This window comes from Algoriphagus jejuensis (assembly GCF_039523455.1).
GTDB classification, from domain to species: Bacteria; Bacteroidota; Bacteroidia; order Cytophagales; family Cyclobacteriaceae; genus Algoriphagus; species Algoriphagus jejuensis.
In genome coordinates this window covers 1-23,039 of the sequence record NZ_BAAAFI010000003.1, presented here as the reverse complement: position 1 = coordinate 23,039, position 23,039 = coordinate 1, and the positions used below count along the sequence as shown (strand labels likewise).

Here is a 23,039-nt window from a genome sequence, read left to right as displayed (position 1 = left end):
TAAGGGGGTAGGGGATTTTTTTTTGGAAAAAATCGGAATAGCCATGAACCACGCTTAGTGGAAAGGACTGAAAATAAAAAAAAGTCCCAAATTTCTTCGGGACTCTAAAGCGGAATCGACAGCCTGGCCCCGAAGGATTTCGTGAGGGCTCGAATCGGCTACCGTTAGCTCTTTTCGAATAGCCATAAAACAAAAAAGTCCCGAATTTCTTCGGGACTTTAAAGCGGAATGGACGGGACTCGAACCCGCGACCTCCTGCGTGACAGGCAGGCATTCTAACCAGCTGAACTACCACTCCAATTCTTTTTAGGACGTTGAACTCTGATCTGCGACCTTCCCGACGCATCGGGACAGGATTCTAACCAGCTGAACTACCACTCCAATTCTTTTTAGGACGTTGAACTCTGATCTGCGACCTTCCCGACGCATCGGGACAGAATTCTAACCAGCTGAACTACCACTCCAATTTTTTTCAGGGTTTTAGAAAATCCCTAATGGTCAAGCTTTTCTCAATAATATGCGGAATGGACGGGACTCGAACCCGCGACCTCCTGCGTGACAGGCAGGCATTCTAACCAGCTGAACTACCACTCCGTTTGTTAAGTTTGAACCCCTGACTAGAGACCTTCCCGTTGATTAGAGACATGCATTTAGCCAGTTGAACCGTCACTCAGTTTTTTGCTTCTCTTTTGAAGTGGTGCAAAGGTAAGATTTTGATCTGTCTCTGCAATACTCCTTTTTAATAAATTTGCTCGTTCAGGCTATCTATTTCAATTTCAGTCGAATAATTTTCTTTGCTGGCAGCACCCCTAATGCCAAAATCTTCCGTTTGTCACTAGCGTATAATCCCTATCTTTGTTACTTCCAAAAATCACCGAAATGGTATTAGAATTCGAAAAACCCATTGCTGATTTAGAGCAAAAACTACAAGAGATGAAAGACCTGGCCAAAGGCCGGAATATCGACCTAAGTAGTGATATTGAGTCTTTAGAAGAAAAAATTCTCGCTTTGAAAAAAGAGACTTTTGAGAATCTCACCCGCTGGCAGCGCGTGCAGCTTTCCCGACACGCGGATCGTCCCTATGCGCTGGATTACATCTACGAGATCACCAACGACTTCATCGAGATCTTTGGCGACCGCAATGTCGCTGATGACAAAGCCATGGTGGGTGGGCTCGGAGATGTAGATGGTCGCACGGTCATGTTTGTCGGTCAGCAAAAAGGCAGAAATACCAAGCAACGGCAAATGCGCAACTTTGGAATGGCTAACCCTGAGGGCTATCGCAAAGCACTCCGACTGATGAAGATGGCCGAAAAATTCGGCAAGCCAATTGTCACCTTGATCGACACGCCCGGGGCATTCCCTGGATTGGAAGCAGAGGAACGAGGTCAGGGCGAGGCAATTGCCAAAAACCTCCGGGAAATGTTTATGCTGAAAGTGCCCGTGATTTGCATCATCATAGGTGAGGGAGCTTCAGGCGGAGCTTTGGGAATCGGTATCGGAGATCGCGTGCTGATGCTCGAAAACTCTTGGTATTCAGTGATTTCTCCAGAAAACTGCTCTACCATCCTGTGGAGATCTTGGGATTACAAAGAGCAGGCAGCCGAATCTCTCAAGCTAACCGCCAAAGACATGAAGGGCAATGGTTTGGTAGATGGCATCATCTCTGAACCACTTGGCGGAGCACACAAAGACCTGAAGTGGGTGGCAAACCAAGTGAAGCAAGCCATCTTGGACGCCCTTAAGGAACTGGATAAGATCAAACCGGAAAAACGAATAGAACAGCGTATTGAGAAGTTTTGCTCAATGGGTGTCGTGGAGGAGTGATTAATAGAAATTTAGAGTTTGAGGTTGCGGAAGCGCAATTCTTATATGCAAATCCAAAAAGCAATCTATCCATCCTGGAAAGGTTGCTTTTGGTTTTTTAACCCCAAAGGAAAAACCTGAATGGAATTATACACGGTAAATACGGGCTTTTTCAAACTGGACGGCGGCGCAATGTTCGGCGTCGTACCCAAAGCTATCTGGTCCCGCTCCAATCCTGCGGATGATAACAACCTCTGCAACTGGGCGATGCGAAGCCTATTGGTTGTAGACGGTGACCGAGTAGTATTGATCGACAATGGAATCGGAGACAAGCAAGACGCGAAATTTTTCTCCTACTATTACCTCCATGGAGAAGATTCCCTACAAAAAAGCCTTCATCGACTTGGAGTCAATTTTCCTCAGATCACAGACAATTTCTTAACCCATTTGCACTTTGATCACTGTGGAGGGGGAATCCGATACGGTTCGCATGGACAGTATGAGATGACTTTTCCCCGCGCCACTTATTGGTCTAACAAGGATCACTGGCAATGGGCGACAGCTCCGAACCCACGTGAGAAGGCATCTTTTCTAACAGAAAACATCCTCCCTATGCAGGACTTGGGTCATTTGGAGTTTGTGGATTTGGGTCAAAAGAGTCTTTTCCCAGGATTTGACTTTGTTACTGTTGATGGACACACTGACAAGCAGATGCTGCCAAAACTCCGATACAAAGGCAGAACTGTTGTTTTCATGGCTGACTTACTGCCGTCTGTCGGACATATTCCATTGCCCTACGTGATGGGATACGATACGAGACCATTGCTCACGATGGGCGAAAAGCAGACTTTCCTCGAAGAGGCGGCGAGAGAAGAATACGTGCTTTTCCTCGAACACGATCCTATCAACGAATGCTGTACGGTGAAGATGACGGATCGGGGAGTGCGCTTAGATCAAACCTTTAGACTGGATGAAATCTAAGCTGAAGATCGGAATAGCATTATCTGGAGGGGGAGTCCGAGGGATCTCCCACTTGGGTGTGCTGAAAGCGTTGAACGAAGCCAAGATTTTCCCCACGAAAGTATCGGGCAGCTCGGCCGGAGCTATTGCAGGGGCGATGTACTGTCAAGGATATAAACCGGAGGAAGTCCTGAAGATTATCGTGGAAACGAATTTTTTTAGATTTATGCGCCCTGCGATTTCGTGGAAGGGAATTCTGAAGATGGAGACGGTGGGTGAGCTGTTTAAGATCTATCTTCCGCATAATGACTTTTCGGGGCTTAAGATCAAACTGGTAGTAGCCGCCACGAATATCATCAAAGGCAAGGTTGCCTATTTTGACGAAGGCGAACTGATCAAACCTTTGATGGCTTCAAGCTGCATTCCCGGGATGTTTGAACCGATCATGATTGGGAAAAAATATCTGGTGGACGGGGGCGTACTGAATAATATGCCCGTTGAGCCCTTGGATGGGATCTGTGACTTTGTGATTGGGGTCAACTGCAATCAACTTCCTGCGGAAAGCAACATCAAAAACATGAAAAACATGATCGAGCGCTCCGTGATCATGTCGATGAATTACAATGTCTACAGTCGAAAATCCAAGTGCGATTACTTTATCGAGCCGCCTGGATTGGGGAAGTATGGTGTCTTTGACATCAAAAAAGCCCCGCAACTTTTCATGGCGGGCTATGAACATACCATGAAAATAATTGAAGAAAACCCTTCTATCTTAGAATTGGCAAACCCAAAAGCAAAACATTTAAGTTTATGATGAAGCTCCTTTCCAGATTTGTTTTTTGGATTTCAGGATGGTCACTTAATGGTCAATGGCCAAAAGGCCTGAAAAAGGCTGTATTGATTGCCATTCCCCACACGTCCAACTGGGACATTCTCTATGCAAGAGCAGCGTTTTTTCTGATGGATATTCCGGTCAGGTTTACGATCAAGAAAGAAGTGATGGTTGGCCCAATGGGTTGGTTGCTCAGTGGACTCGGTGCCATTGCCATTGACCGAAAACGTATCCCGGGAGGAAGAAAGCAAACCTATACCGAAGCCATGGTCAAAATGCTTAATGAGCGTGACGAGCTGGTGATCATGGTCACTCCGGAAGGTACAAGAAGTGCGGTAAAAAAATGGAAATCAGGATTTTACCACATCGCACTGGACGCAAACGTTCCGGTAGTCGTTGGCTACTTAGACTACAAAAAGAAAGAGGCCGGAATCGGCCCTTGCATCTATCCCGACGGAAATATGGACGCCCAGATTGAAGAGATGAAGGTCTTCGGCCGGACAGTTACGGGCAGGCATCCGGAGAAAGGAATTATCTGAAAATTGACCTATGACCGAAGAACTTCAGTTCAAATGCAGAACATTCTAATTGACCGACCCCTCTTTTTTCAAAAGGGGAAGGGGGATTTTTCAAACAGTAGCACCAGGCAGAAATGGAATTTCCGTTCTGATTCTGTCACAAGGCAAAAATCATCCCTTCTTAAAATCCATACTTAATGAATTGATGCAGTAGCGGATGCCGCCTTGATCTTTTGGCCCGTCAGGAAATCTGTGCCCCAAATGCCCTCCACATTTGCCGCAGAGGATCTCCTCGCGAACCATAAAGTGACTGTAATCCATGTGTACATCGATGGCTTCTGGTCTGACAGGCTCGGTAAAACTCGGCCAACCGCAGCCGCTGTCGTACTTTTTTGAAGAGTGAAAAATCTCATTTCCACAGGCCTTACATTCGTAGATTCCGGAATCCTTGTTCAGATAGTATTGCCCCGAAAAAGCGCGCTCGGTCCCCTTTTCCCGTAGGACGTGGTAAGATTGTGGATCCAGTTGAGCCTCCCACTCGGCGGCAGGCTTCGTTACTTCGTAGGTTTTTTGCTCGTTCTTTTTCATACTGACTTTTTACCATAAACCCCTCTTGAGGTATTAAAGTTTGTTTTGATCCCCGTACCGATAAACCCATTTGGGGGAATCATCGATTTTTTGCCGCAGTAGTACGTTCAGCTGCCCGACGTGGTGCTGCACGTGGCGAAGGTTGTACCGCAGGATTTCAAGCATAGAAAAGTCCATTGTTTTCGACCCGTTAATCCAGCGTCGTTCTGCTAGCGACTCGTTTAGATCGGCGATGAGCTGGTCAAATTTTGTCCTGCAGAAAAGCAAGTATTCGAGGATTTCGGCTCTGGAGAAAATTTCCAAAGGAGGCTCATCCCCAAACTCTGAATACTTGAAGTGTGCGGGTGGAGTGAATCCGACCGGATTCAGTGAAAGGTAATAGTCCAAGAAAAACAACGTGTGAAAAGCCTGATGAGAAAAGGCTTTCTCAGTCTCCCAAAGCTTTCCTGGACAAAATCGGACGGCGTTTTCGAGCATATCGATTGCCGCTCCAAATTGAGATTTGATTGCGTATTTGATAAAACTGAAACCTGTACTTTTCATGTCAGTTTTTCTTTGGGGTGAAAATGAGTTTTCCCTTAGACTTCTCCTTGATTTCCTGCTCATTCATGAGTTGAGGACGATACTTTCCTTTTACATACAGGTTTTTCTGATCCGAATAGTGCTTGCTGAAACGATTGCCTGAGTTGCCAGTGGGAAGGACAGAAATCGAGCCATCTACATTTGCGAAATCGAGGATGATCCGCATCGCGGGGCCGGAGGTGACGTTATAGATTCCATCCCCGCTCAGTCGAAACGCCAGTTTGTTGACAGATTCTTCATTGGCTGCGACCGGGTCCGCTTTTACATTGAAGATTTTATCCAGCGGTTTTTGACTTCCCAGCGGATGCGGATGCTCTAGTGTCACCGCATTTCTCCATTCCCAATCCTTTGGTTTTTTGCCAAACTGACTCGTCAACTCCTCCAAAGTGACTTTTAGCGCTTCAGTGATGATGTATTCGGGGGTTTCGATGTCGCTAGTTCCTCGGACATCCCACCAGGGGTTGTCCTTGGTGGCGAGAAAATGCCGAGTGCTTCTCACCAGGATGAATGTTTCGAGGTAGGAGTTGAAGGCTTCCTCTCCCAACTCGTCCTGCATGGCAAGCTTTAGGACATGGTATTGCCATTTGTAATATATGGTCGGGGCCAAAGCCTCCAATCCATGGTCGCCATCCCAGTTTTGAAGCGCAGTCAATACCTCGGAATACGTCGTAAAATCCTCCAACTTGATGTGGCTGAGCATCATTTGCACAATTTGAGGCTGTACTTCGTTGACTGACTCGAGTTGAAGCTCCTGAATTGACTCCTGATCCCAGTCTTCTCTGGAAGTGATCGTTTTTGCGATCCTATTCCATCGCTCACCGGGGAAATAATATCCAGGGAAAAGCACACCGCTTCGCATGGTATCGGGCTGATTGTTGGCAGACGCAATGAAACCATTTTCAGGATTGATACTTTGTGGATTGTCGGTAAAAGGGTACCAGCCTTTGTGAAGAGTTTCCGGATCTGATCCGTCGGCAAAGATCTTTGAGTGAACCTTTTCGCTCCGAATAGGAAGCTTTGCAGCAGCCCACCAGGCGATGCTTCCAGCGCTGTCGCCGTACATAATATTCAATCCGGGAGCGTGAATCAAGCCGGCAGCATCGGCCACTTCTTGGATGGAATTTGCGTGGTTGATCTTGTAGATCGCCTCCAATGCTTTGGTCGGCTCCAAGATATACACCCACCAGGAAGACACCGGATTGGAGGTCAGAGCGGAGATTTCCTTGGAGACTGAGTTCATTATCGGCCCGTGAATTGTTTCCCTGATTTCAAATTCATCCGGATCCTGTCCTTTGACTTGGATCAGCTCTTTTCTAGAAATGATGGGAAAAATCGAATCGCCGACCAAGATTTCATTAGGGTTGTTCGGGTTGAGCTTTTCTTCGAAAAAATCATGATCGTCGTTTTCAAACATCGTCAATCCAACGCTGTGATGCCGCGAATGTCCAACCAATCCGAAAGGGACTCCCGCCAGGTGATTTCCATAAAAGCTGAAACCGGGATATTCCATATGGGCCTCGTACCAAACCGACGGCGAAGCAAACCCGATATGCGTGTCATTGTTAAAAAGTACTTTCCCGGATTTCGTTCGACTGCCGGCGATCACCCAAGAGTTGCTTCCCTCCAGCAGTGGTACCGGGAGTTTGTCCAACAGGGCGGTCAGAGTAGGAATCGTAGAACTGGAGTCCACACGAAGTGAATCAGGATAGTTCACCGGAATAGTATGATGCTCAGGAAGGGTTTGGATCGAGAGGGAATTCAAGTATTCGGGTCCGAGTTCACGAGCAATCTTGGTCACCAAAGGGTCTGTTTTCAGTCCCATGGCAAACGTGAAGCTCATGTATCCGACGATCGAGTGCATGTCCTCGATGGTGTAGGGACGCGGTTTTTCTCCCAAAAGCAGGTATTCCACCGGCAATTTTCCGATTTCGATGAAATCATTTACTCCGGCGATGTAAGCCTCAGCGGCAATTTTCCAGGGAGTTTCGCCCGCTGAGAAAAACGTGGAAGCGCTTTCTTTGGAATGTCTCGGAATTCCGAGCGTGTGAAAAAACCGGTCGATCTCCAATAAGTCTTTTCCCAGAAATTCCGCCAGCGTCCCCGAGCCAACTCGACGCATCATTTCGAGCTGAAAAAGACGATCCTGGGCATGAACGTAGCCCAAAGTCCGATAGGCGTCTTCCTCGCTTTGCGCGTAAATGTGAGGGATTCCGTAGTTATCGAAATGAACCTCGACCTTGCCCTTCAGACCTGGTAATGTCAAATCACCATCATATTGCGGACTTTGGTAAAAAACAAAGCCCAATATACCAAGGACCAGTACTAGAATCAGAAAGCCGAAAATGCTTGCGAGTCGGTTCATTTGAGAAAGTTTCAGGAAAAGATAAGAATTGAAAGGAACTATCAAGACTCAGGTACAAATCATCAAGGGTCTCCAGTCAGCCTTATTCCACCTTGGGATTTCATACCATGAGGTTTCTCCCCACGATTGAAATGCCTAGGAGGCCTGGTCGATCGCCTGCAAGATTACTCGGCAAGCTTCCCGTATTTCAGTTTCGGTGATGATCAACGGTGGCGCAATCCGCATCGAGTCGTCGCAAAACAAAAACCAATCGGTAATTACGCCCAACTCGATCGCCCGGTCAATTATCGGCTTGAGCACCTCGAAAGATTCAAATTCAACGGCCATCATCAGACCTTTATTTCGGATGCTTTTTATCTTGGGATGAATGAGCAGCTGCTTGAAAAGTCTGGCTTTGGTGTCCACTTGCCCAATTAGATTCTCTTCCTGTAGAATTTGAACCGTGGCCAAAGATGCTGCAGCGCTGACAGGATGGCCACCAAAAGTCGTGATGTGGCCGAGTAGAGGATTGTTTTTGAAGACGCCCATTACCTCTTTGTTTGCGATGAAAGCTCCGATCGGCATTCCGCCGCCCATTCCCTTGGCACAGACGACGATGTCGGGCACGATATCAAAATGCTCAAAGGCCCAGAATTTACCCGTCCGACCGAAACCGGTCTGGATTTCATCTAAGATTAGTAGAGTCCCAGTTTCATCGCATTTCTTTCGCAGCGCGGTGAAGTATCCCTTTTCAGCTACCCGGATTCCTGCTTCTCCTTGGACGGTTTCCAAAATGACGGCTGCTGTTTGATCGTTGATCTTCTCGAGGTCGAGAGGATTCCCATAGTTGATATGGCTGATTCCAGGCAGAAGAGGACGATAGGCCCGCTTGAAAATCTCATTGCCTCCGACGCTCAGCGAACCGTGGCTGCTGCCGTGATAGGCATTAACGCAGGAGATGATCTCGCGTCGGTTGGTGAATCTCTTGGCCAATTTTAGCGCTCCTTCGACTGCTTCCGAACCGCTGTTGACTAAGTAGACATTGTCCAGAGGATCCGGTAAGGTATCACAAACCGCCTTTGCCAGTAGTATCTGTGGGGTTTGGACGTATTCGCCATACACCATTAAATGGAGGTATTTGTCCAATTGGGCTTGTATGGCGCTGATTACTTTAGGGTGGCGATGGCCGACGTTGCTGACACCGATGCCGGAGATCAGGTCGATGTATCGTTCGCCTTTTGGTCCGAAGAGGTAAATCCCTTCCGCTTTTTCCACTTCGATCAGCAAAGGGAAATCGGTTGTTTGGGCTAGATTGGAAAGAAAAATCTGGCGGTTGTTCATCTTTTAAACGAAGGTCAAAAACTTGAAAACCTGAAGAAAATCCCCAACGGGAGCTTTTTGCCTTGTGTTTCCTCTAGGTAGAGCTCACCTTGCTCTGCATTTTGCACTTCTCCGAAACTGGATTTGATCAGGTTGGCGGCGATCAAAGAAGAAAAACTCAGTGAGTACATATTAAGCAGGAGGAAGTGATCTTTTGGGTCTAGGATTTCCGCGCAGGTTTTGAGCATTTCGTTGATTTGCTCTTCGAGAATCCACTTTTCACCCTCCGGTCCACGCCCGTATGCCGGCGGATCGAGGATGATTCCCTGATATTTGTTTCCTCGTCGGGCTTCCCGCTTGATGAATTTCATCGCGTCGTCGATCATCCATCGGATGCCGTCCAGTCCTGAGGATTCCATGTTGTGTTTGGACCAGGTGACGACCTGCTTCACCGAATCGAGGTGGGTAACTTCAGCTCCTGCGGCTCGACAAGCGACTGAGGCAGCACCGGTGTAGGCGAAGAGGTTTAACACTTTTGGCTTTTGGCCGGGAAAGGCTTTGATTTTTTGGAATAAATAATCCCAGTTGACTGCCTGCTCCGGGAAAAGTCCGATGTGTTTGAAGGAAGTTTGAGCCAGATTTAGCGTCATTTTCAACCCGTCACTATTTTCATAGCTGATAGACCAGTTGTGGGGCATGGGCTTAATTTGTTGCCATTGGCCTTTGTCTGGGTTGTTTTTTTCCTTGGCAAAGTGCGCATGGGCAAGATTTCTCCATTCCGATTCCGGGAGACTTTTGTCCCAGATTGCCTGTGGCTCCGGTCGGCTGAGGACAAATTTTCCGAAGCGTTCTAATTTTTCGAAGCCTCCGGTATCGATCAGTTCATAGTCAGTCCAAGGTCCGGGGCAGAGGGAGAGGATAGTTTCGTTCATCGGAGCAAAAATAGAGATATTCGAATTATCATTGGCACTCGTGTCAAGCAAAGGCTCAATGCTGCGTTTACAAAGCCTTTTCCAAAGCGGGAAAATCTAGGTAATTGGTTTTCAGGAAACTAGTTTCTGCATTGATTCCACGGGGTTAGCGAAGCCTTATTTTTTGTACTTTTGAATCAATCCGTTGTGAAAATTTCAATTTTTCCTCCGATTTTAATCTAAGGTTCACAATTTTTTGACCCTATGTCAAAGAAATTTATCGATATCGAAAAAGCCATTCATTCCAAAAATCCCAAACTCCTAAAATGGATGCCCGGATTTCTGTTAGCTTACGTCAAGCGGGTGACTCATGAAGAGTGGCTAAATTCGGTATTGATAAAGCACATCGATAAGAAGGGACTTGATTTTGCAGATGCGCTGATCACGGAATTTGAAATGGATGTCAGGCTGATCAATGCAGAAAACATTCCCAAAACGGGCGGGGTAATAGTAGCTTCCAATCATCCTTTGGGTGGTTTGGATGGGATTGCGCTGATGCACGCGGTAGGCAAGATTCGGCCGGATGTTCGATTTTTGGTCAATGACTTGTTGATGAGTTTCGACAATTTTGAACCGATATTCGTTCCCGTAAACAAACATGGAGCGAACTCAAAAAACGCCAATCAGCGAATCGAGGAAGCCTATGCCAACGGTTACGCTGTGCTGGTTTTTCCGGCAGGACTGGTGTCCAGAAAGCAGGAAGGCGAAATTAAGGATTTGGTTTGGAGGAAAAGCTTTGTCTCAAAAGCAAAAAAATACCGTTTGGACATTGTGCCTTGCCATATAGGAGGGAAGAATTCTGAGTTTTTTTACAATCTTGCCAATTGGCGGAAGAAAATCGGGATCAAAGCAAATATTGAGATGTTTTGGCTGGTCGATGAAATGTACAAGCAGAGAGGAAATAAAGTCGAAATTAGAGTAGGAAAACCGATTTCACCCGACGCATTTACTTCTGAAAAAACGGAGATGCAGTGGGCGGAATATTTGAAGACTATGGTGTATAAACTGGGAGAAAGACATGAATAGCGAAATTCCAATTCGTTCAGCCGTAGATCGCAGCCTTTTGAAAAAGGAACTGTCCCCAGAGCGATTCCTCCGATACACCAACAATGGTGACAACCTGGTGTACCTGGTCAATTACCACAACGCGCCTAATGTCGTCCAGGAAATCGGGCGATTGCGGGAATTGACTTTTAGAGCGGCCGGCGGCGGTACGGGGATGGAAGTGGATCTCGATGACAACGACATCTGTGAAAAGTGCTACGATCAGCTGATCACCTGGAATCCAGAAGACGAAGAGATCGTCGCGGGCTACCGAGTGATCATGTGTAAAAATGCTATTGAGCCCGACGGATCGATCAATCTATCGACAACTCATCTTTTCGATTTTTCAGAGAAATTCGTCAAAGAATTCATCCCTTACACGCTTGAGTTGGGGAGGTCTTTCGTTCAGCCTACGTATCAGCCGAGTCTGGACAACCGAAAGGGAATATTCAGCTTGGACAATCTATGGGATGGGCTCGGTGCGGTAGTGTTGCTCAATCCAGACGTGAAATATCTGTTTGGAAAGGTGACTATGTATCCCCATTACAATAGAGTAGGGCGGGATCTATTGCTCTATTTTATGAATCATTATTTTCCTGATAAAGAGGGACTTGTTAGGCCAAAGGAAGAGCTTCGATTGAGCTATGAGACGGACATCGAATCCCAGCCCAATCCTTTCGTGGATCTGAATTACAAAGAAGGCTATAAGTACTTAAACTCCGAAATCAGGTCGCTGGGCGAAAACATTCCTCCGCTGATCAATACGTATATGAACCTGTCCCCTACGATGCGAACTTTTGGTACGGCACTCAATGATGAGTTTGGTGACGTAGAAGAGACAGGGATTATGATCACGCTTTCGGATATCTACGAAAGCAAAAAACATCGACACATGGATACGTTCGTCCGTGATCGAAATTTTGGAAACCGGGAAATTTAACATGAGCAAAACCCTCCTCGTCGGTGCAACCACAGACCCCTCTCGCTACGCTTACTTGGCGGCAAAGATGTTTGCGGAGCGTGATTTGGATTTTGTGCCAATCGGGATTAAGAAAGGAGAAATTTTTGGACGTAAGATCCTTGACTTGAGGACCAAGCCTGAATTAGTCGATATTCACACGATCACGCTTTACATCGGTCCGACGAATCAAAAAGAATGGATAGACTACCTGATCGGCCTAAAGCCCAATCGAATTATCTTCAATCCTGGAACCGAAAACGGCGAGTTCTTCGACAAGGCCGTAAAAGCCGATATAGAAGTACTGCCCGCCTGCAATCTTGTGATGCTTAGCACCGGGCAATTTTGATGGTGTTTTAGGGCTGTAATATCCGTTTTTATACGCTGAATCCGGTGGGATTGTGTTTTGGGTAAAGGCTGGGAAAAGTGACTTTTTTTGCCTAGCTTGCGTAATCGTAAAATGAACACAAAATCACCATTCTAAGCCCGTTTTGAGGGTTTTTTCCAAAAAATATGAGTGAAGAAAAAGATAAGAAATCCGCAGATTACTCAGCGGATAACATCCAGGTATTAGAGGGTCTGGAGGCAGTCAGAAAAAGACCTGCGATGTATATTGGTGATATTGGAGTCAAAGGACTCCATCACCTGATCTGGGAAGTAGTTGATAACTCGATCGATGAGGCGCTGGCAGGACATTGCGATACGATCAAAGTCACGATCAATGAAGACAATTCCATTACCGTAGAGGATAACGGCCGGGGAATTCCGACCGACATGCACCACAAAGAAAAAAAATCTGCGCTGGAAGTAGTGTTGACGGTACTTCACGCTGGAGGTAAGTTTGACAAGGATACTTATAAAGTTTCCGGTGGCCTCCACGGAGTCGGTGTCTCTTGTGTGAATGCACTTTCAACGGATCTCAAAGCGACCGTCTATCGAAACGGAGTCATTTTCGAGCAGGAGTTTAAGATCGGCGTACCGCAATATCCTGCGCGTCAGATCGGCACCACTGACAGAAGAGGAACTACCATCCACTTTTTGCCGGACGCAAGCATTTTCACCGTCACCGAATTCAAATACGAGACGATTGCTAACCGCCTGCGGGAGATGTCTTTCCTGAATGCAGGGATTCGCATTACACTGACCGATCTTCGAGAGATCGAGGATGGCATTCCTAAAAGCGACGAGTTTTATTCCGAAGGAGGTTTGGTCGAGTTCGTGCAATACTTGGATGAGACTCGTGAAAAAATCATCGACTATCCGATCTACATCGAATCCGATCAAAACGGCGTACCGGTGCAGGTTGCAATGAACTACAACAATTCCTACGCAGAGAACGTCGTTTCTTACGTGAACACCATCAATACCTATGAAGGCGGCACGCACGTGACCGGTTTTAGGAGGGCTTTGACCAGAACATTGAAATCATACGCGGATAAGTCCGGCATGCTGGAGAAACTCAAGCTCGAGGTTTCAGGAGATGATTTCAGGGAAGGTTTGACTGCGGTGATATCTGTAAAAGTCCAAGAACCCCAATTCGAAGGGCAGACGAAAACCAAACTTGGAAACTCTGACGTAGTTGGCGCAGTAGACAGTGCTGTATCTGAAACCCTTCAAAGCTGGTTGGAAGAGCACCCGAAAGAAGCCAAGACTATCGTTGGAAAAGTCATCCTTGCGGCTCAAGCCCGACATGCGGCGAGAAAAGCCCGGGAGATGGTGCAGCGGAAAAGTGTCCTTGGCGGCGGCGGACTTCCAGGCAAGCTTGCCGATTGTGCCAATTCTGATCCAACGGTCTGTGAATTGTACTTGGTCGAAGGAGACTCTGCGGGCGGATCTGCCAAGCAGGGACGTGACCGGGATTTCCAGGCAATCCTACCATTGAAAGGTAAAATCCTCAATGTGGAGAAAGCCCACGAACACAAGATCTACGACAACGAGGAGATCAAAAATATCCTCACGGCGTTAGGTGTAAAATTCGGGACGGTGAATGATGACAAGGAACTGGACTTGAATGGATTGAGATACCACAAAATCATCATCATGACGGATGCTGACATTGACGGATCTCACATCCGAACGTTGATCTTGACTTTGTTCTTTAGATACATGAGACCGCTGATCGAGCATGGATACGTTTACATCGCGTTGCCGCCATTGTATCTATTAAAGCGAGGAAAGGATGAGCGCTACTGCTGGACGGAGGAGGAACGCAAAATTCTGACTGCAGAGATGGCGAAGGATGGTAAAGAAGACAGCGTTGGTGTTCAGCGATACAAAGGTCTTGGGGAAATGAATCCGGAACAGCTTTGGACTACGACGATGGATCCCAATGTGCGGTCTATCAAACAGGTAAATATCGAATCTGCGGCTGAAGCAGATCACCTCTTCAGCATGCTGATGGGAGACGAAGTTGCACCACGTAGGGATTTTATCGAGAAAAACGCGAAGTACGCCAAGATCGATTCCTGATAAAGAAGGGGCTTTACAGGCCCCTTTTTTAATTTTATTTTTAAGATTGTCCAGTGGTAAAGTCAGTGATCGAATGAGGCCTTCGAATAATATAAACAGTGCACTATTTGCTACACCTCAAGACAGTAGTAATGCTGAATTCTTTCCATTGGGAAACCGAATATTAAGCCAGGGTCAAGATTTTGAACAATCTTATTAATTTTAGTTTGTCCCTTGGAACAATCAAAGTTTTGTCGTGATTTTATAGCTGAATTTGGAATAATATGAAAGTTGCAGTTGGAGATAAATATGAAGCCACCATACAAAAGAGTGATCTGGTCAGCCGAGATCTCAGTTGGGTGAAATTTAATGTACGCGTACTGGATCAATCCAAGAAGGCCCAGCGCTCGGTTTTGGAGAAATTGAAATTCTTGGCAATCACTGCGTCCAACTTGGATGAATTTTTTATGATTCGCGTCGGGTCCTTGTACAACTACCTGGATTACGAAAAGGAACGGATTGACAATTCTGGGTTGAGAGAAGAAAGCTTCAAGGAAAAGCTGATGAAGGATTGTCATCAGTTTCACCAAGATCAGCACAGTCATTTTTTGCAAGTGATCCTTCCAAAACTTCAGGAAGATGGCATTGCCGTCTGCAATGTCTCCAAACTGACAGAAGAGGAGCAGGAGAAAGTTCGCCAGTATTTTATCAAGGCAATCTATCCGATGCTCACTCCAATGGTCTATGACGGTTATCGTACTTTTCCGATCCTGATGAACAAGCTCCTTGTTTTTGGAGTAGTAACGACCAGCCCTGGAGAGCGCCAGGATATGCGAAAGATGAGCTTCGTGCAGATTCCGGCCAACATTCCGAGATTTTTTGAATTGGAGCGAGAGCATCACCCTGTGTTGGTTCCGATTGAGGAAGTGATTCGTGAAAATATCATTTCCTTATTTAGAAATGTGGAAATTGAGTCTATAAGCTTATTTAGAATCACTCGAAATGGAGATTTTACCTTGGAGGAAAGTGAGGACATGGACGCCAATTTTCTTGAAGAGGTAAAACGCAAACTGATGGAGCGGAAGACCGGTCGGGTGGTACGGATAGAGATAGAAGAAGGCTACTCCAAATGGATGCTAAATTCTCTGCTGGAACGCTGGAACCTCAAATCAGATTCAGTATTCTTGATCAAGCGATCCAGTATGATCGACTTTACAGGCCTTTGGCAAATCGTAGGAAATAGGCGATTTCGAGACAGACTCCCGCAGATACCAGAACCGGTCAAGCCTCTTTCTTATCCGGAAGATGGTACCGCGGATATTTTTGAAGTATTGAAAGAAAAGGACATTTTGCTCCATCATCCCTACAACAACATCGACTCTATCCTCGATCTGATCGAGAAGGCTGCGGATGATCCGGACGTGATGGCGATCAAAATGACGATTTATCGTCTGGCAAAAGAGAGCAGGATTACCAAGAGTCTTGTGAGGGCTGCAGAGAATGGGAAACACGTTTCTGTGCTTTTCGAAGTGAAAGCAAGATTCGACGAGGAAAACAATATCCGCGAAGCCAAACGCCTACAAAAGGCCGGTTGCTTCGTAATCTACGGGATTTCGAATGTGAAGACTCATACCAAACTTTTGCTGATCGTAAAGAAGGACGATGCGGAGATCACGCGCTTTGTGCACCTCGGATCTGGAAACTACAATGAGGACACTGCGCGACTTTACACCGATATTGGGCTATTGACTACCAATGAGACTTTGGCAAACGATGTTTCTGAATTCTTCAATGTCATCACCGGACACTCAGTTCCCAGTACCTATAAAAATCTGATCACAGCTCCGCGCGACATGAGGAATCAGCTGATAGAATATATAGAAGAAGAGGCTGTAAATGCTAGAAATGGACTTCCTGCAGGAATTTTTATCAAAGTAAACTCTTTGGAAGATTCCGAGACAATCTATGCGCTATACCGTGCGTCGCAATCGGGAGTGACGATCAAATTGATCGTGCGCGGGATTTGCTGTCTGCGGCCGGGAAGGGCTGGGCTGAGTGAAAACATCGAGGTGCTTTCGCTTGTAGGGGACTTTCTGGAGCATAGCAGAATCTATCATTTTCACAACAATGGAAATACCCGTACCTACTCTGGCAGTGCCGACATGATGGTGAGGAGTTTTGACAAAAGACTGGAGTCACTTTTCAAAGTAGAAGCTCCAATGCTCGAAAAGCAGTTGATGAACATCTTGGCTTACAACCTGAAAGACAACGTCAATTCGTATGTGATGCAGGAGGATGGAACCTACGTGGCCAAGCATCCGGTGGGAGATGAAGAAGAATTCAACGTACACACCGAGTTTTTCAATGTGCAAGAGGAAGCGGTTCAGAATGTGAAATTGGTTGAATAGAACGAAGTCTCCATGATTTGCTGACATCAAGGACTGGCAGTCAGGTGAGCAAATAGCTTAGGCTTCTGATTGAATCCACGGCAAAAAACAAGAGGCCTAGTGAAAACTTGGCCTCTTGTTATTTCCGCAGGTTTAGGAATTTCTCTTATTTTCCTCGTTCACGTGCTTGACCAGTCGGTCGCAGAGTTCCTTCATTTCCTCAGAAAAATACTCATCTCCGGTGCTGTTTAAGATAGTTTGAGCCATTCCGCCGAGGATATCAATGTAGAATCGTTTCATCTCTACTACAGACATCTCCTCTGTCCAAAGGTCGATTCTCAAGGTGGCATGGTTCAGATTGTCCCAGACGTTTACACTGATACTTTTAGTGGCTTCCAACCCGGTAGATTCCTTGTCAGAAGCGTCCCACTGGATATTTTTGGGGAGATTATTGTCATCCAGTTCGATCTGGAATTTGATATCTGATTTTTTCATTAAGTAGAGATTTATCGGAAAACCAGCAGGTGTGTTTGCAAGTTCCCGGGTTAGTGTTATTCGAAGGTCATTTCGGGAATTTCTCCCTCGACGATGAGTTTTCCGGCGGTTTTGGATTGAATTTCTTCCACAGTGATTCCGGGCGCACGCTCTTTGAGTACGAAGCCTCCCTCCGGCGAAATCTCCAATACGGCAAGATCTGAAACGATCTTACGGACGCATCTGATTCCGGTGATAGGAAGACTACATTTCGATAAAAGTTTGGATTGGCCGTCTTTGGAGCAATGCTGCATCGCGACGATGATATTGTCCGCCGAGGCGACCAAGTCCATGGCGCCGCCCATTCCCTTGACCATCTTGCCCGGAATTTTCCAGTTGGAGATGTCGCCGTTTTCCGAGACTTCCATTGCACCCAGGATCGTCAAGTGTACGTGACCACCTCGGATCATTGCAAAAGAGTCCGCAGAATTGAACAAAGCAGAGCCAGGTAATACGGTGATCGTTTGCTTTCCGGCGTTGATCAAATCCGGGTCAACATCGGCCTCAGTAGGGAAGGGACCGATGCCCAAAAGTCCATTTTCGGACTGCAGCACGACTTCTAGGTCGCTGGGAATGTAATTGGCGACCAGCGTCGGGATGCCTATCCCCAGATTGATGTATTGCCCGCTCTTCACCTCTTTGGCGATCCGCTGGGCGATTTGTTCTTTGCTTAGCATCTCGGTCTAATGGGTTACAGTTCGTTTTTCGATTCGCTTTTCGTAATTCTGACCCTGGAAAATCCGCTGCACAAATATTCCCGGCGTATGAATCTGATTGGGATCCAATTCTCCATCAGCGACCAATTCTTCAACCTCCGCTATACAGATCTTACCAGCTGTAGCCATGATCGGATTAAAGTTTCTCGCTGTTCCCCGGAAGATCAGGTTTCCGGAGGTGTCACCTTTCCAGGCTTTCACAATCGAATAATCTGCTCGAAGCCAGCTTTCCATCAAATATTTCTTTCCGTCAAACTCCCGGATTTCTTTGCCCTCGGCGACTTCTGTGCCGACACCGGCAGGAGTGAAGAAGGCCGGGATTCCGGCACCTCCTGCTCGCACGCGCTCCGCAAGAGTTCCCTGAGGGATTAGATCTACGTCTAGTTCTCCGCTCAGGAGTTGCCGTTCAAACTCCGCGTTTTCGCCAACGTAGCTGGAGATCATCTTTTTGACCATCCTTTTTTTGAGCAAAAGCCCAATTCCAAAGTCGTCCACTCCAGCATTGTTGGAGACAATCGTGAGACCTTTGACGTCTCTTTCCAGCAAAGCCTGGATGCAGTTTTCAGGAATTCCGCACAGGCCAAATCCTCCCAACATCAGCATGCAGTCGCTGGGAATATCCGCCACGGCCTCCTGCGCATTTTTTACCGTCTTGTCAATCATGTGTTATTTGGGTTTAAAGTAAAGATCGTGCGGACCTTTGATCCTGAACCAGCTGTTCCTTTAGCGCTTCGAGACTGTCAAATTTCCGCTCCTCTCTGAGGAATTCATGAAAGTAAACTGTAATCTGCTTGTCATACAAATCTCCCTGAAAATCGAAGAGGTTGGCTTCAACGGTCTTTTTGGTTCCATCCACGGTAGGTCGATTCCCGATGTTGAGCATCGCCTTATAAAGCGTGCCGTCTACCGAAGCCTCTACAGCGTAAACGCCGTCCTTGGGGATAAGTTTGTAGTCGTTCGGAATATGGATATTGGCGGTGGGAAATCCAATCGAGCGGCCGATTTGCTGTCCTTTGATCACCAGACCGTTGAGTTCATAGGGGCGACCCAGACAGCTTTCAGCCGTTTTGACATCACCCGATTCCAACGCCTTTCGGATTTTGGTGCTCGAAACAGCTATTTCTTCAACATCCTGACGGGAAATCTCTTCCAAGTCCAGTCCGAACAGCGCACTATTTGCTTTCAAGTAATCGAAGCTTCCTTCTCTATTTTTTCCAAACCGATGATCATATCCGATGACAAGTGTTCGGGTTTTGATGGAGTCAATGAGGACTTTCTTGATAAATTGCTCTGAGCTCATTTGAGAGAATTCCTGAGTGAACGGAATCGTGATCAGATGATCGATTCCAAACTGGCGCAGGAGTTTAGTCTTTTCTTCGAAAGTGCTTAGAAGCCTCAGATTATGTTCGTTTGGATAAAGAACAAGTCTCGGGTGCGGCCAAAAAGTAATTAAAACCGTCTCTCCATCACAAGCCCGGGCGATCTCCCGGATTCTTTGCAGGATTTTTTGATGCCCGAAGTGAACTCCGTCGAAGGTTCCCGAAGTCACCACGGCGTTTTTTACCGGAGTGAAACCCTCCAAGCCTTCATAGATTTTCATGAGGTCTGGCTTTGATTGCTTCGATCAGTTCTGGGAGATGGTGCGCATCCGAAAGCAGGAAACTACCAATTCTCGTTCTGCAAAGTGCTTTCAAATAGGCTCCGGTTCCCAGTATCTCGCCGAGGTCTCGTGCGAGGCTTCGTATGTAGGTGCCTTTGGAACAGGAAATCCGAAAATCAATTTCGTCGCCCTCAAATCGAGTGATTTCAAACTCCCGAACTTGCGTTGGCCTGGCGTCCATCTTTACTTCAATGCCTTTTCTGGCGGATTCATAGACGCGCTTTCCATCGACTTTAATGGCTGAGTGCATGGGAGGAATCTGGAGTATATCTCCGGTTAGTTGCGAGACTGCGACCTGAACTTGTTCCAAAGTGACGCTTGAAGGATCAGCTACCGAGATCACGGGCTTTTCCAAATCAAAGGACTCAGTGGTGCCACCGATCACAAACGTGCCGGTATATTCTTTTTCCTGGCCCATGTAGCTTTCTATCTGCTTGGTCTGCTTGCCTGCGCAAACGATCAGGAGTCCGGTTGCCAAGGGATCGAGTGTGCCCGCATGGCCCACTTTTTTGATACGAAGGGCATTTCTCACCTTTTTGACCACATCAAATGAAGTCCATTCGAGTGGCTTGTCGATCAGAAATACTTCTCCGTAAGCTTCTTGCTGCATGTGTTCAAATTAATCGAATCTCCTTGAAAGACCCTGTAAAAGATTTGTTTCAGCCCTTTTCCGCCTTTGCGAAAATCGCATAGAACTCAAAAATAAAGCCCGCCAGCGTCACAATCGGTCCAACCGTCAAGCCAAGAACGCCATTGCCGTGAGGCTCACCGTCAAGACCGATAATGATAAATCCCAGAACAATCAATCCTAGTCCGATCAACATCAGCTGGTAATTTCTTTTAGAAAATGGAAGTGGAGAATTGTCCATGATTAATATAGTTCGTCCAGAGACATGTTTAAGTATTTATTGACAGCACGCAGTGTGCTAAAGACCGAAAGTACGCCGCCCGTCAAAATCAGCACACCAAATAAAGCCAAGAGCAGTTCTTGATTTTGAAGCATTACAAAGCCTTCGATGTTGGATTTGGTGTACTCCACCAAGCCAAAAAGAATGACCGATGCAATTGCTCCGGCAATCATTCCGAAAAGTAGGGCACGAGCCAAGAATGGCTTTCTGATAAATCCCCGAGTCGCGCCGACGAGTTGCATAGAGCGGATGAGAAAGCGCTGGGAAAATAGCGCCAAGCGGATTGTGTTGTTGATCAGCATCACCACTGTGATGATCAAGATCAAGATAAAGCCACCCATCACCAGGCTGACTTTCAAAAGGTTTTTATTAATCGAGTCCACCAGATCGGTCATATACGACACTTCAAAAACACCCGGGACTGCCTCTAGGTCTTTGGCGATCGTATCGAGTTGCTCAGAGGTCTGAAACTCTTCCGCTACGATGATCACGAAGCTGTCACGAAGTGGGTTGTCTTCCAAAAACTCGGTGAAATCCTCCCCTGTATTTTCGATAAAGGTCTTTGCTGCTTCTTCATCCGAGATAAACCGTACCCCAGGAGTATCGGATTTTGTAAGTATGTAGGGACGAGCGGTGAGATTCTTGTTGATTTCACTAAGTTGTTCTTCGGAAAGTCCCTTGTCTAAAAATATCTGTACTTCGACATTTTCCCGAATCATCTTAGTCAGGGATCTGGCTTGGATCAGGATTACTCCAAAAAGCCCAACAATAAAAAGCGATAGGGTAGTGCTAAACAGCACGCTGCCAAATTTAAAATGTCCGAGTGTTTTTTTCTTGCGGGATGAGCCTGACATAGTGGGTTAATTCAGTTCAAAAATAGGAAAGCCAAGCGGATTTAACCAATCGATGTGCCAGAAAGGACAGGGATGATTTTTTCATTCGCAATTGCCCATACCGAATCCCGCTCATTTCGCCTGACTTGGGCTAGACCGGTGAAGTTTCCGAACGCCGGCAGGATCAGATGGGAGGGGGTTTGAAAAAAGCAGGGAAGCATCACCGATTGCTTAGCCTTTCCGGCTAGTCGCACTCCTGGATGAATATGGCCACATAGGTTAAGCATGCCGGGCGGTACCGATTTCAAGGGTTCGTGGGACAGTACGAGCTCACTAAGTATCAGCGGCTGATCGTGAATAGTCAGGATCGATTGTCTATAGAATTCCGGTCCCAGTACATCGTGATTCCCTTTGATCAAATGGAACTCAGTCCCTTTTAGCTGAGCCAAAAAATCATTTAAAAACTCCCATTGCTCATTCCAATCCGAGTGAAAAAGATCTCCTAGAAAGTAGGTGTGCGTCGGGCGAAATTCCTGGTGGAGCATTGACAGCCGGTGCAAATCTGCGTAGTGGATATTTTCTGGAATAGGAACGCCGGATTTGCGAAAGTGAGCAGCTTTGCCGAAATGCAAGTCAGCGATAAGGAGCGCGTTCAACGTTGGAACCCAGATTGCCCGCTCGTGAAGCAAATTCAATGAAATACTTCCAAATTTTGTGTTGGCTCGGCTTCGCAGTTTCGTTAAATTTTCCACCTCATTCATAACAACTTCAAATCTATCCGTATTTAGGGAGATCAAACCTTAATTTTTATGAAAATCAGACAGTTTCCTTCATTCTTCATCCTGTTTTATTTGGTGCTAGGACTGAGCGCCAGCGCACAATCGGAAAATGCGATTGTCGGTGTCTGGCTAGACACTGACAAGACAGCGAAGATTGAGATATATCGTAGCGATAAGGAATTTGAAGGAAAAATCATTTGGATGCAAAATCCCAATACAAACGGCAGCCCTACGCTGGATGCTAAAAATCCCGAACATAAACTGAAAACCAGGCCAATTGTTGGCTTGACTATATTGGATGGCCTACAATATAAAGATGGCGTCTGGAAAGAAGGAGACATCTATGATCCAAAATCGGGAAAGACCTATTCCTGTGAGTTGAAACTCCAAACGAATGATGTGCTGGAAGTCAAAGGATATATCGGATTTTCTTTTGTGGGAAAAACTGTGAAGTGGACTAGGGTTAGGTGATTTTTTGCAAGAAGCAAGAAGTAAAGATGCAGAGATGAGGATAGTCTCCGTTTAAGAAAGGTAAGCACCTCCAATTTTAAAGAACAAACTTTAACGTCGCCGGAAGCATANACCCCCAAGCGGGTGCTGAGTGATGTTGGGCCTTTGGATGTTTCGACCCCGCGAGACCGGAACGGGGACTTTGAGCCTGAGCTGATCGGTAAACGTGAACGGGAACTCAGCAGTGGCTTGGATGATCAGATTTTAGCCTTGTATGCCCAGGGAAACTCGATTGAAGATGTGAGACGCCTGCTGGAGGATATTTACGGGGTAAGCATCTCTACAGGCAGGATTTCCCAGATTACCGACAAGGTACTGCCCGAGATCCAAGAGTGGCGTACAAG

Annotated in this window: 23 protein-coding genes, 2 tRNA genes and 1 pseudogene; 11 read left to right on the top strand and 15 right to left on the bottom strand. The window is 46.6% G+C overall.

Annotated elements, in window-relative coordinates; translation table 11 throughout:
* Positions 1 to 224: 224 nt before the first annotated feature.
* Together ABD031_RS05315 and ABD031_RS05310 are read right to left on the bottom strand one after the other, a co-directional pair.
* Positions 225 to 298: transfer RNA gene (locus ABD031_RS05315), tRNA-Asp, on the bottom strand.
* Between the two features lie 222 nt (positions 299 to 520).
* Positions 521 to 594 (bottom strand) — tRNA-Asp (locus ABD031_RS05310).
* 285 nt (positions 595 to 879) lie between these two features.
* On the opposite strand from ABD031_RS05310, the gene ABD031_RS05305 reads away from it, so the two are divergent.
* From ABD031_RS05305 to ABD031_RS05290, 4 genes are all read left to right on the top strand, one after another.
* Positions 880 to 1,827 carry an acetyl-CoA carboxylase carboxyltransferase subunit alpha gene (locus tag ABD031_RS05305; RefSeq protein WP_343849192.1) on the top strand — a complete coding sequence of 316 codons (948 nt, stop codon included), beginning with the start codon at positions 880 to 882 and terminating at the stop codon, positions 1,825 to 1,827.
* 120 nt (positions 1,828 to 1,947) lie between these two features.
* On the top strand, positions 1,948 to 2,787 hold the full coding sequence (locus ABD031_RS05300) for an MBL fold metallo-hydrolase (protein ID WP_343849190.1): 840 nt from the start codon (positions 1,948 to 1,950) through the stop codon (positions 2,785 to 2,787).
* The gene (locus ABD031_RS05295) at positions 2,777 to 3,580 is read left to right on the top strand and encodes a patatin-like phospholipase family protein (protein ID WP_343849188.1); all 804 of its coding nucleotides are present in this window, start codon (positions 2,777 to 2,779) and stop codon (positions 3,578 to 3,580) included. Before ABD031_RS05300 ends, ABD031_RS05295 begins: the two co-directional genes overlap by 11 nt.
* On the top strand, positions 3,577 to 4,137 hold the full coding sequence (locus ABD031_RS05290) for a 1-acyl-sn-glycerol-3-phosphate acyltransferase (RefSeq protein ID WP_343849186.1): 561 nt from the start codon (positions 3,577 to 3,579) through the stop codon (positions 4,135 to 4,137). The genes ABD031_RS05295 and ABD031_RS05290 overlap by 4 nt, the downstream gene beginning before the upstream one ends.
* A gap of 150 nt (positions 4,138 to 4,287) precedes the next feature.
* Here ABD031_RS05290 and msrB read toward each other — a convergent pair whose 3' ends face one another.
* From msrB to ABD031_RS05265, 5 genes are all read right to left on the bottom strand, one after another.
* Positions 4,288 to 4,704, bottom strand: a complete 417-nt coding sequence (msrB, locus tag ABD031_RS05285; protein WP_343849184.1) for a peptide-methionine (R)-S-oxide reductase MsrB — start codon at positions 4,702 to 4,704, stop codon at positions 4,288 to 4,290.
* 33 nt (positions 4,705 to 4,737) lie between these two features.
* Positions 4,738 to 5,247, bottom strand: coding sequence for a DinB family protein (locus ABD031_RS05280; RefSeq protein ID WP_343849182.1), 510 nt, complete (start codon positions 5,245 to 5,247; stop codon positions 4,738 to 4,740).
* A 1-nt stretch (position 5,248) separates the two neighbouring features.
* Positions 5,249 to 7,648 (bottom strand): penicillin acylase family protein, encoded by a 2,400-nt coding sequence (locus ABD031_RS05275; protein ID WP_343849181.1) that lies wholly within the window; start codon positions 7,646 to 7,648, stop codon positions 5,249 to 5,251.
* 135 nt (positions 7,649 to 7,783) lie between these two features.
* The gene (locus ABD031_RS05270) at positions 7,784 to 8,968 is read right to left on the bottom strand and encodes an aspartate aminotransferase family protein (protein WP_343849179.1); all 1,185 of its coding nucleotides are present in this window, start codon (positions 8,966 to 8,968) and stop codon (positions 7,784 to 7,786) included.
* A 14-nt stretch (positions 8,969 to 8,982) separates the two neighbouring features.
* Complete coding sequence (locus tag ABD031_RS05265; protein WP_343849177.1) at positions 8,983 to 9,879, bottom strand: class I SAM-dependent methyltransferase; 897 nt, start codon at positions 9,877 to 9,879, stop codon at positions 8,983 to 8,985.
* 243 nt (positions 9,880 to 10,122) lie between these two features.
* Between ABD031_RS05265 and glsA the strand changes: the two genes are divergently transcribed.
* The 5 genes from glsA (at position 10,123) to ppk1 (ending at position 16,776) form a co-directional block, all read left to right on the top strand.
* Positions 10,123 to 10,944 carry a lyso-glycine lipid O-acyltransferase GlsA gene (gene glsA / locus ABD031_RS05260; protein WP_343849175.1) on the top strand — a complete coding sequence of 274 codons (822 nt, stop codon included), beginning with the start codon at positions 10,123 to 10,125 and terminating at the stop codon, positions 10,942 to 10,944.
* Entirely contained in the window at positions 10,937 to 11,902 is a 966-nt protein-coding gene (glsB, locus tag ABD031_RS05255) for a glycine N(alpha)-acyltransferase GlsB (protein ID WP_343849173.1), read from the top strand. The genes glsA and glsB overlap by 8 nt, the downstream gene beginning before the upstream one ends.
* Before the next feature lies 1 nt (position 11,903).
* The gene (locus ABD031_RS05250) at positions 11,904 to 12,269 is read left to right on the top strand and encodes a CoA-binding protein (protein ID WP_343849171.1); all 366 of its coding nucleotides are present in this window, start codon (positions 11,904 to 11,906) and stop codon (positions 12,267 to 12,269) included.
* 164 nt (positions 12,270 to 12,433) lie between these two features.
* The gene (gyrB, locus tag ABD031_RS05245; RefSeq protein WP_343849169.1) at positions 12,434 to 14,389 is read left to right on the top strand and encodes a DNA topoisomerase (ATP-hydrolyzing) subunit B; all 1,956 of its coding nucleotides are present in this window, start codon (positions 12,434 to 12,436) and stop codon (positions 14,387 to 14,389) included.
* A gap of 263 nt (positions 14,390 to 14,652) precedes the next feature.
* Positions 14,653 to 16,776: a polyphosphate kinase 1 gene (ppk1, locus tag ABD031_RS05240; protein ID WP_343849167.1), complete on the top strand. Its 2,124-nt coding sequence runs from the start codon at positions 14,653 to 14,655 to the stop codon at positions 16,774 to 16,776.
* Positions 16,777 to 16,908: 132 nt separating this feature from the next.
* Here ppk1 and gldC read toward each other — a convergent pair whose 3' ends face one another.
* Genes gldC through pdeM form a run of 8 tightly spaced genes read right to left on the bottom strand, consistent with a single transcriptional unit; the run spans position 16,909 to position 22,167 of the window.
* Positions 16,909 to 17,250, bottom strand: coding sequence for a gliding motility protein GldC (gene gldC / locus ABD031_RS05235; protein WP_343849165.1), 342 nt, complete (start codon positions 17,248 to 17,250; stop codon positions 16,909 to 16,911).
* A 56-nt stretch (positions 17,251 to 17,306) separates the two neighbouring features.
* On the bottom strand, positions 17,307 to 17,966 hold the full coding sequence (locus ABD031_RS05230) for a CoA transferase subunit B (protein ID WP_343849163.1): 660 nt from the start codon (positions 17,964 to 17,966) through the stop codon (positions 17,307 to 17,309).
* A 6-nt stretch (positions 17,967 to 17,972) separates the two neighbouring features.
* Positions 17,973 to 18,668, bottom strand: a complete 696-nt coding sequence (locus tag ABD031_RS05225; protein WP_343849161.1) for a CoA transferase subunit A — start codon at positions 18,666 to 18,668, stop codon at positions 17,973 to 17,975.
* A 13-nt stretch (positions 18,669 to 18,681) separates the two neighbouring features.
* Positions 18,682 to 19,605: a bifunctional riboflavin kinase/FAD synthetase gene (locus ABD031_RS05220; protein ID WP_343849159.1), complete on the bottom strand. Its 924-nt coding sequence runs from the start codon at positions 19,603 to 19,605 to the stop codon at positions 18,682 to 18,684.
* Positions 19,592 to 20,275: a tRNA pseudouridine(55) synthase TruB gene (gene truB / locus ABD031_RS05215; protein ID WP_343849157.1), complete on the bottom strand. Its 684-nt coding sequence runs from the start codon at positions 20,273 to 20,275 to the stop codon at positions 19,592 to 19,594. The genes ABD031_RS05220 and truB overlap by 14 nt, the downstream gene beginning before the upstream one ends.
* Positions 20,276 to 20,324: 49 nt before the next feature.
* On the bottom strand, positions 20,325 to 20,534 hold the full coding sequence (locus tag ABD031_RS05210; protein WP_343849155.1) for a DUF3098 domain-containing protein: 210 nt from the start codon (positions 20,532 to 20,534) through the stop codon (positions 20,325 to 20,327).
* 2 nt (positions 20,535 to 20,536) lie between these two features.
* Positions 20,537 to 21,427, bottom strand: a complete 891-nt coding sequence (locus tag ABD031_RS05205) for a cell division protein FtsX (protein WP_343849153.1) — start codon at positions 21,425 to 21,427, stop codon at positions 20,537 to 20,539.
* Positions 21,428 to 21,468: 41 nt separating this feature from the next.
* The gene (pdeM, locus tag ABD031_RS05200; protein WP_425542708.1) at positions 21,469 to 22,167 is read right to left on the bottom strand and encodes a ligase-associated DNA damage response endonuclease PdeM; all 699 of its coding nucleotides are present in this window, start codon (positions 22,165 to 22,167) and stop codon (positions 21,469 to 21,471) included.
* A gap of 48 nt (positions 22,168 to 22,215) precedes the next feature.
* Between pdeM and ABD031_RS05195 the strand changes: the two genes are divergently transcribed.
* Entirely contained in the window at positions 22,216 to 22,656 is a 441-nt protein-coding gene (locus tag ABD031_RS05195) for a DUF2147 domain-containing protein (protein WP_343849148.1), read from the top strand.
* A gap of 111 nt (positions 22,657 to 22,767) precedes the next feature.
* Positions 22,768 to 23,039: pseudogene (locus ABD031_RS05190) on the top strand (transposase); the annotation flags it as partial.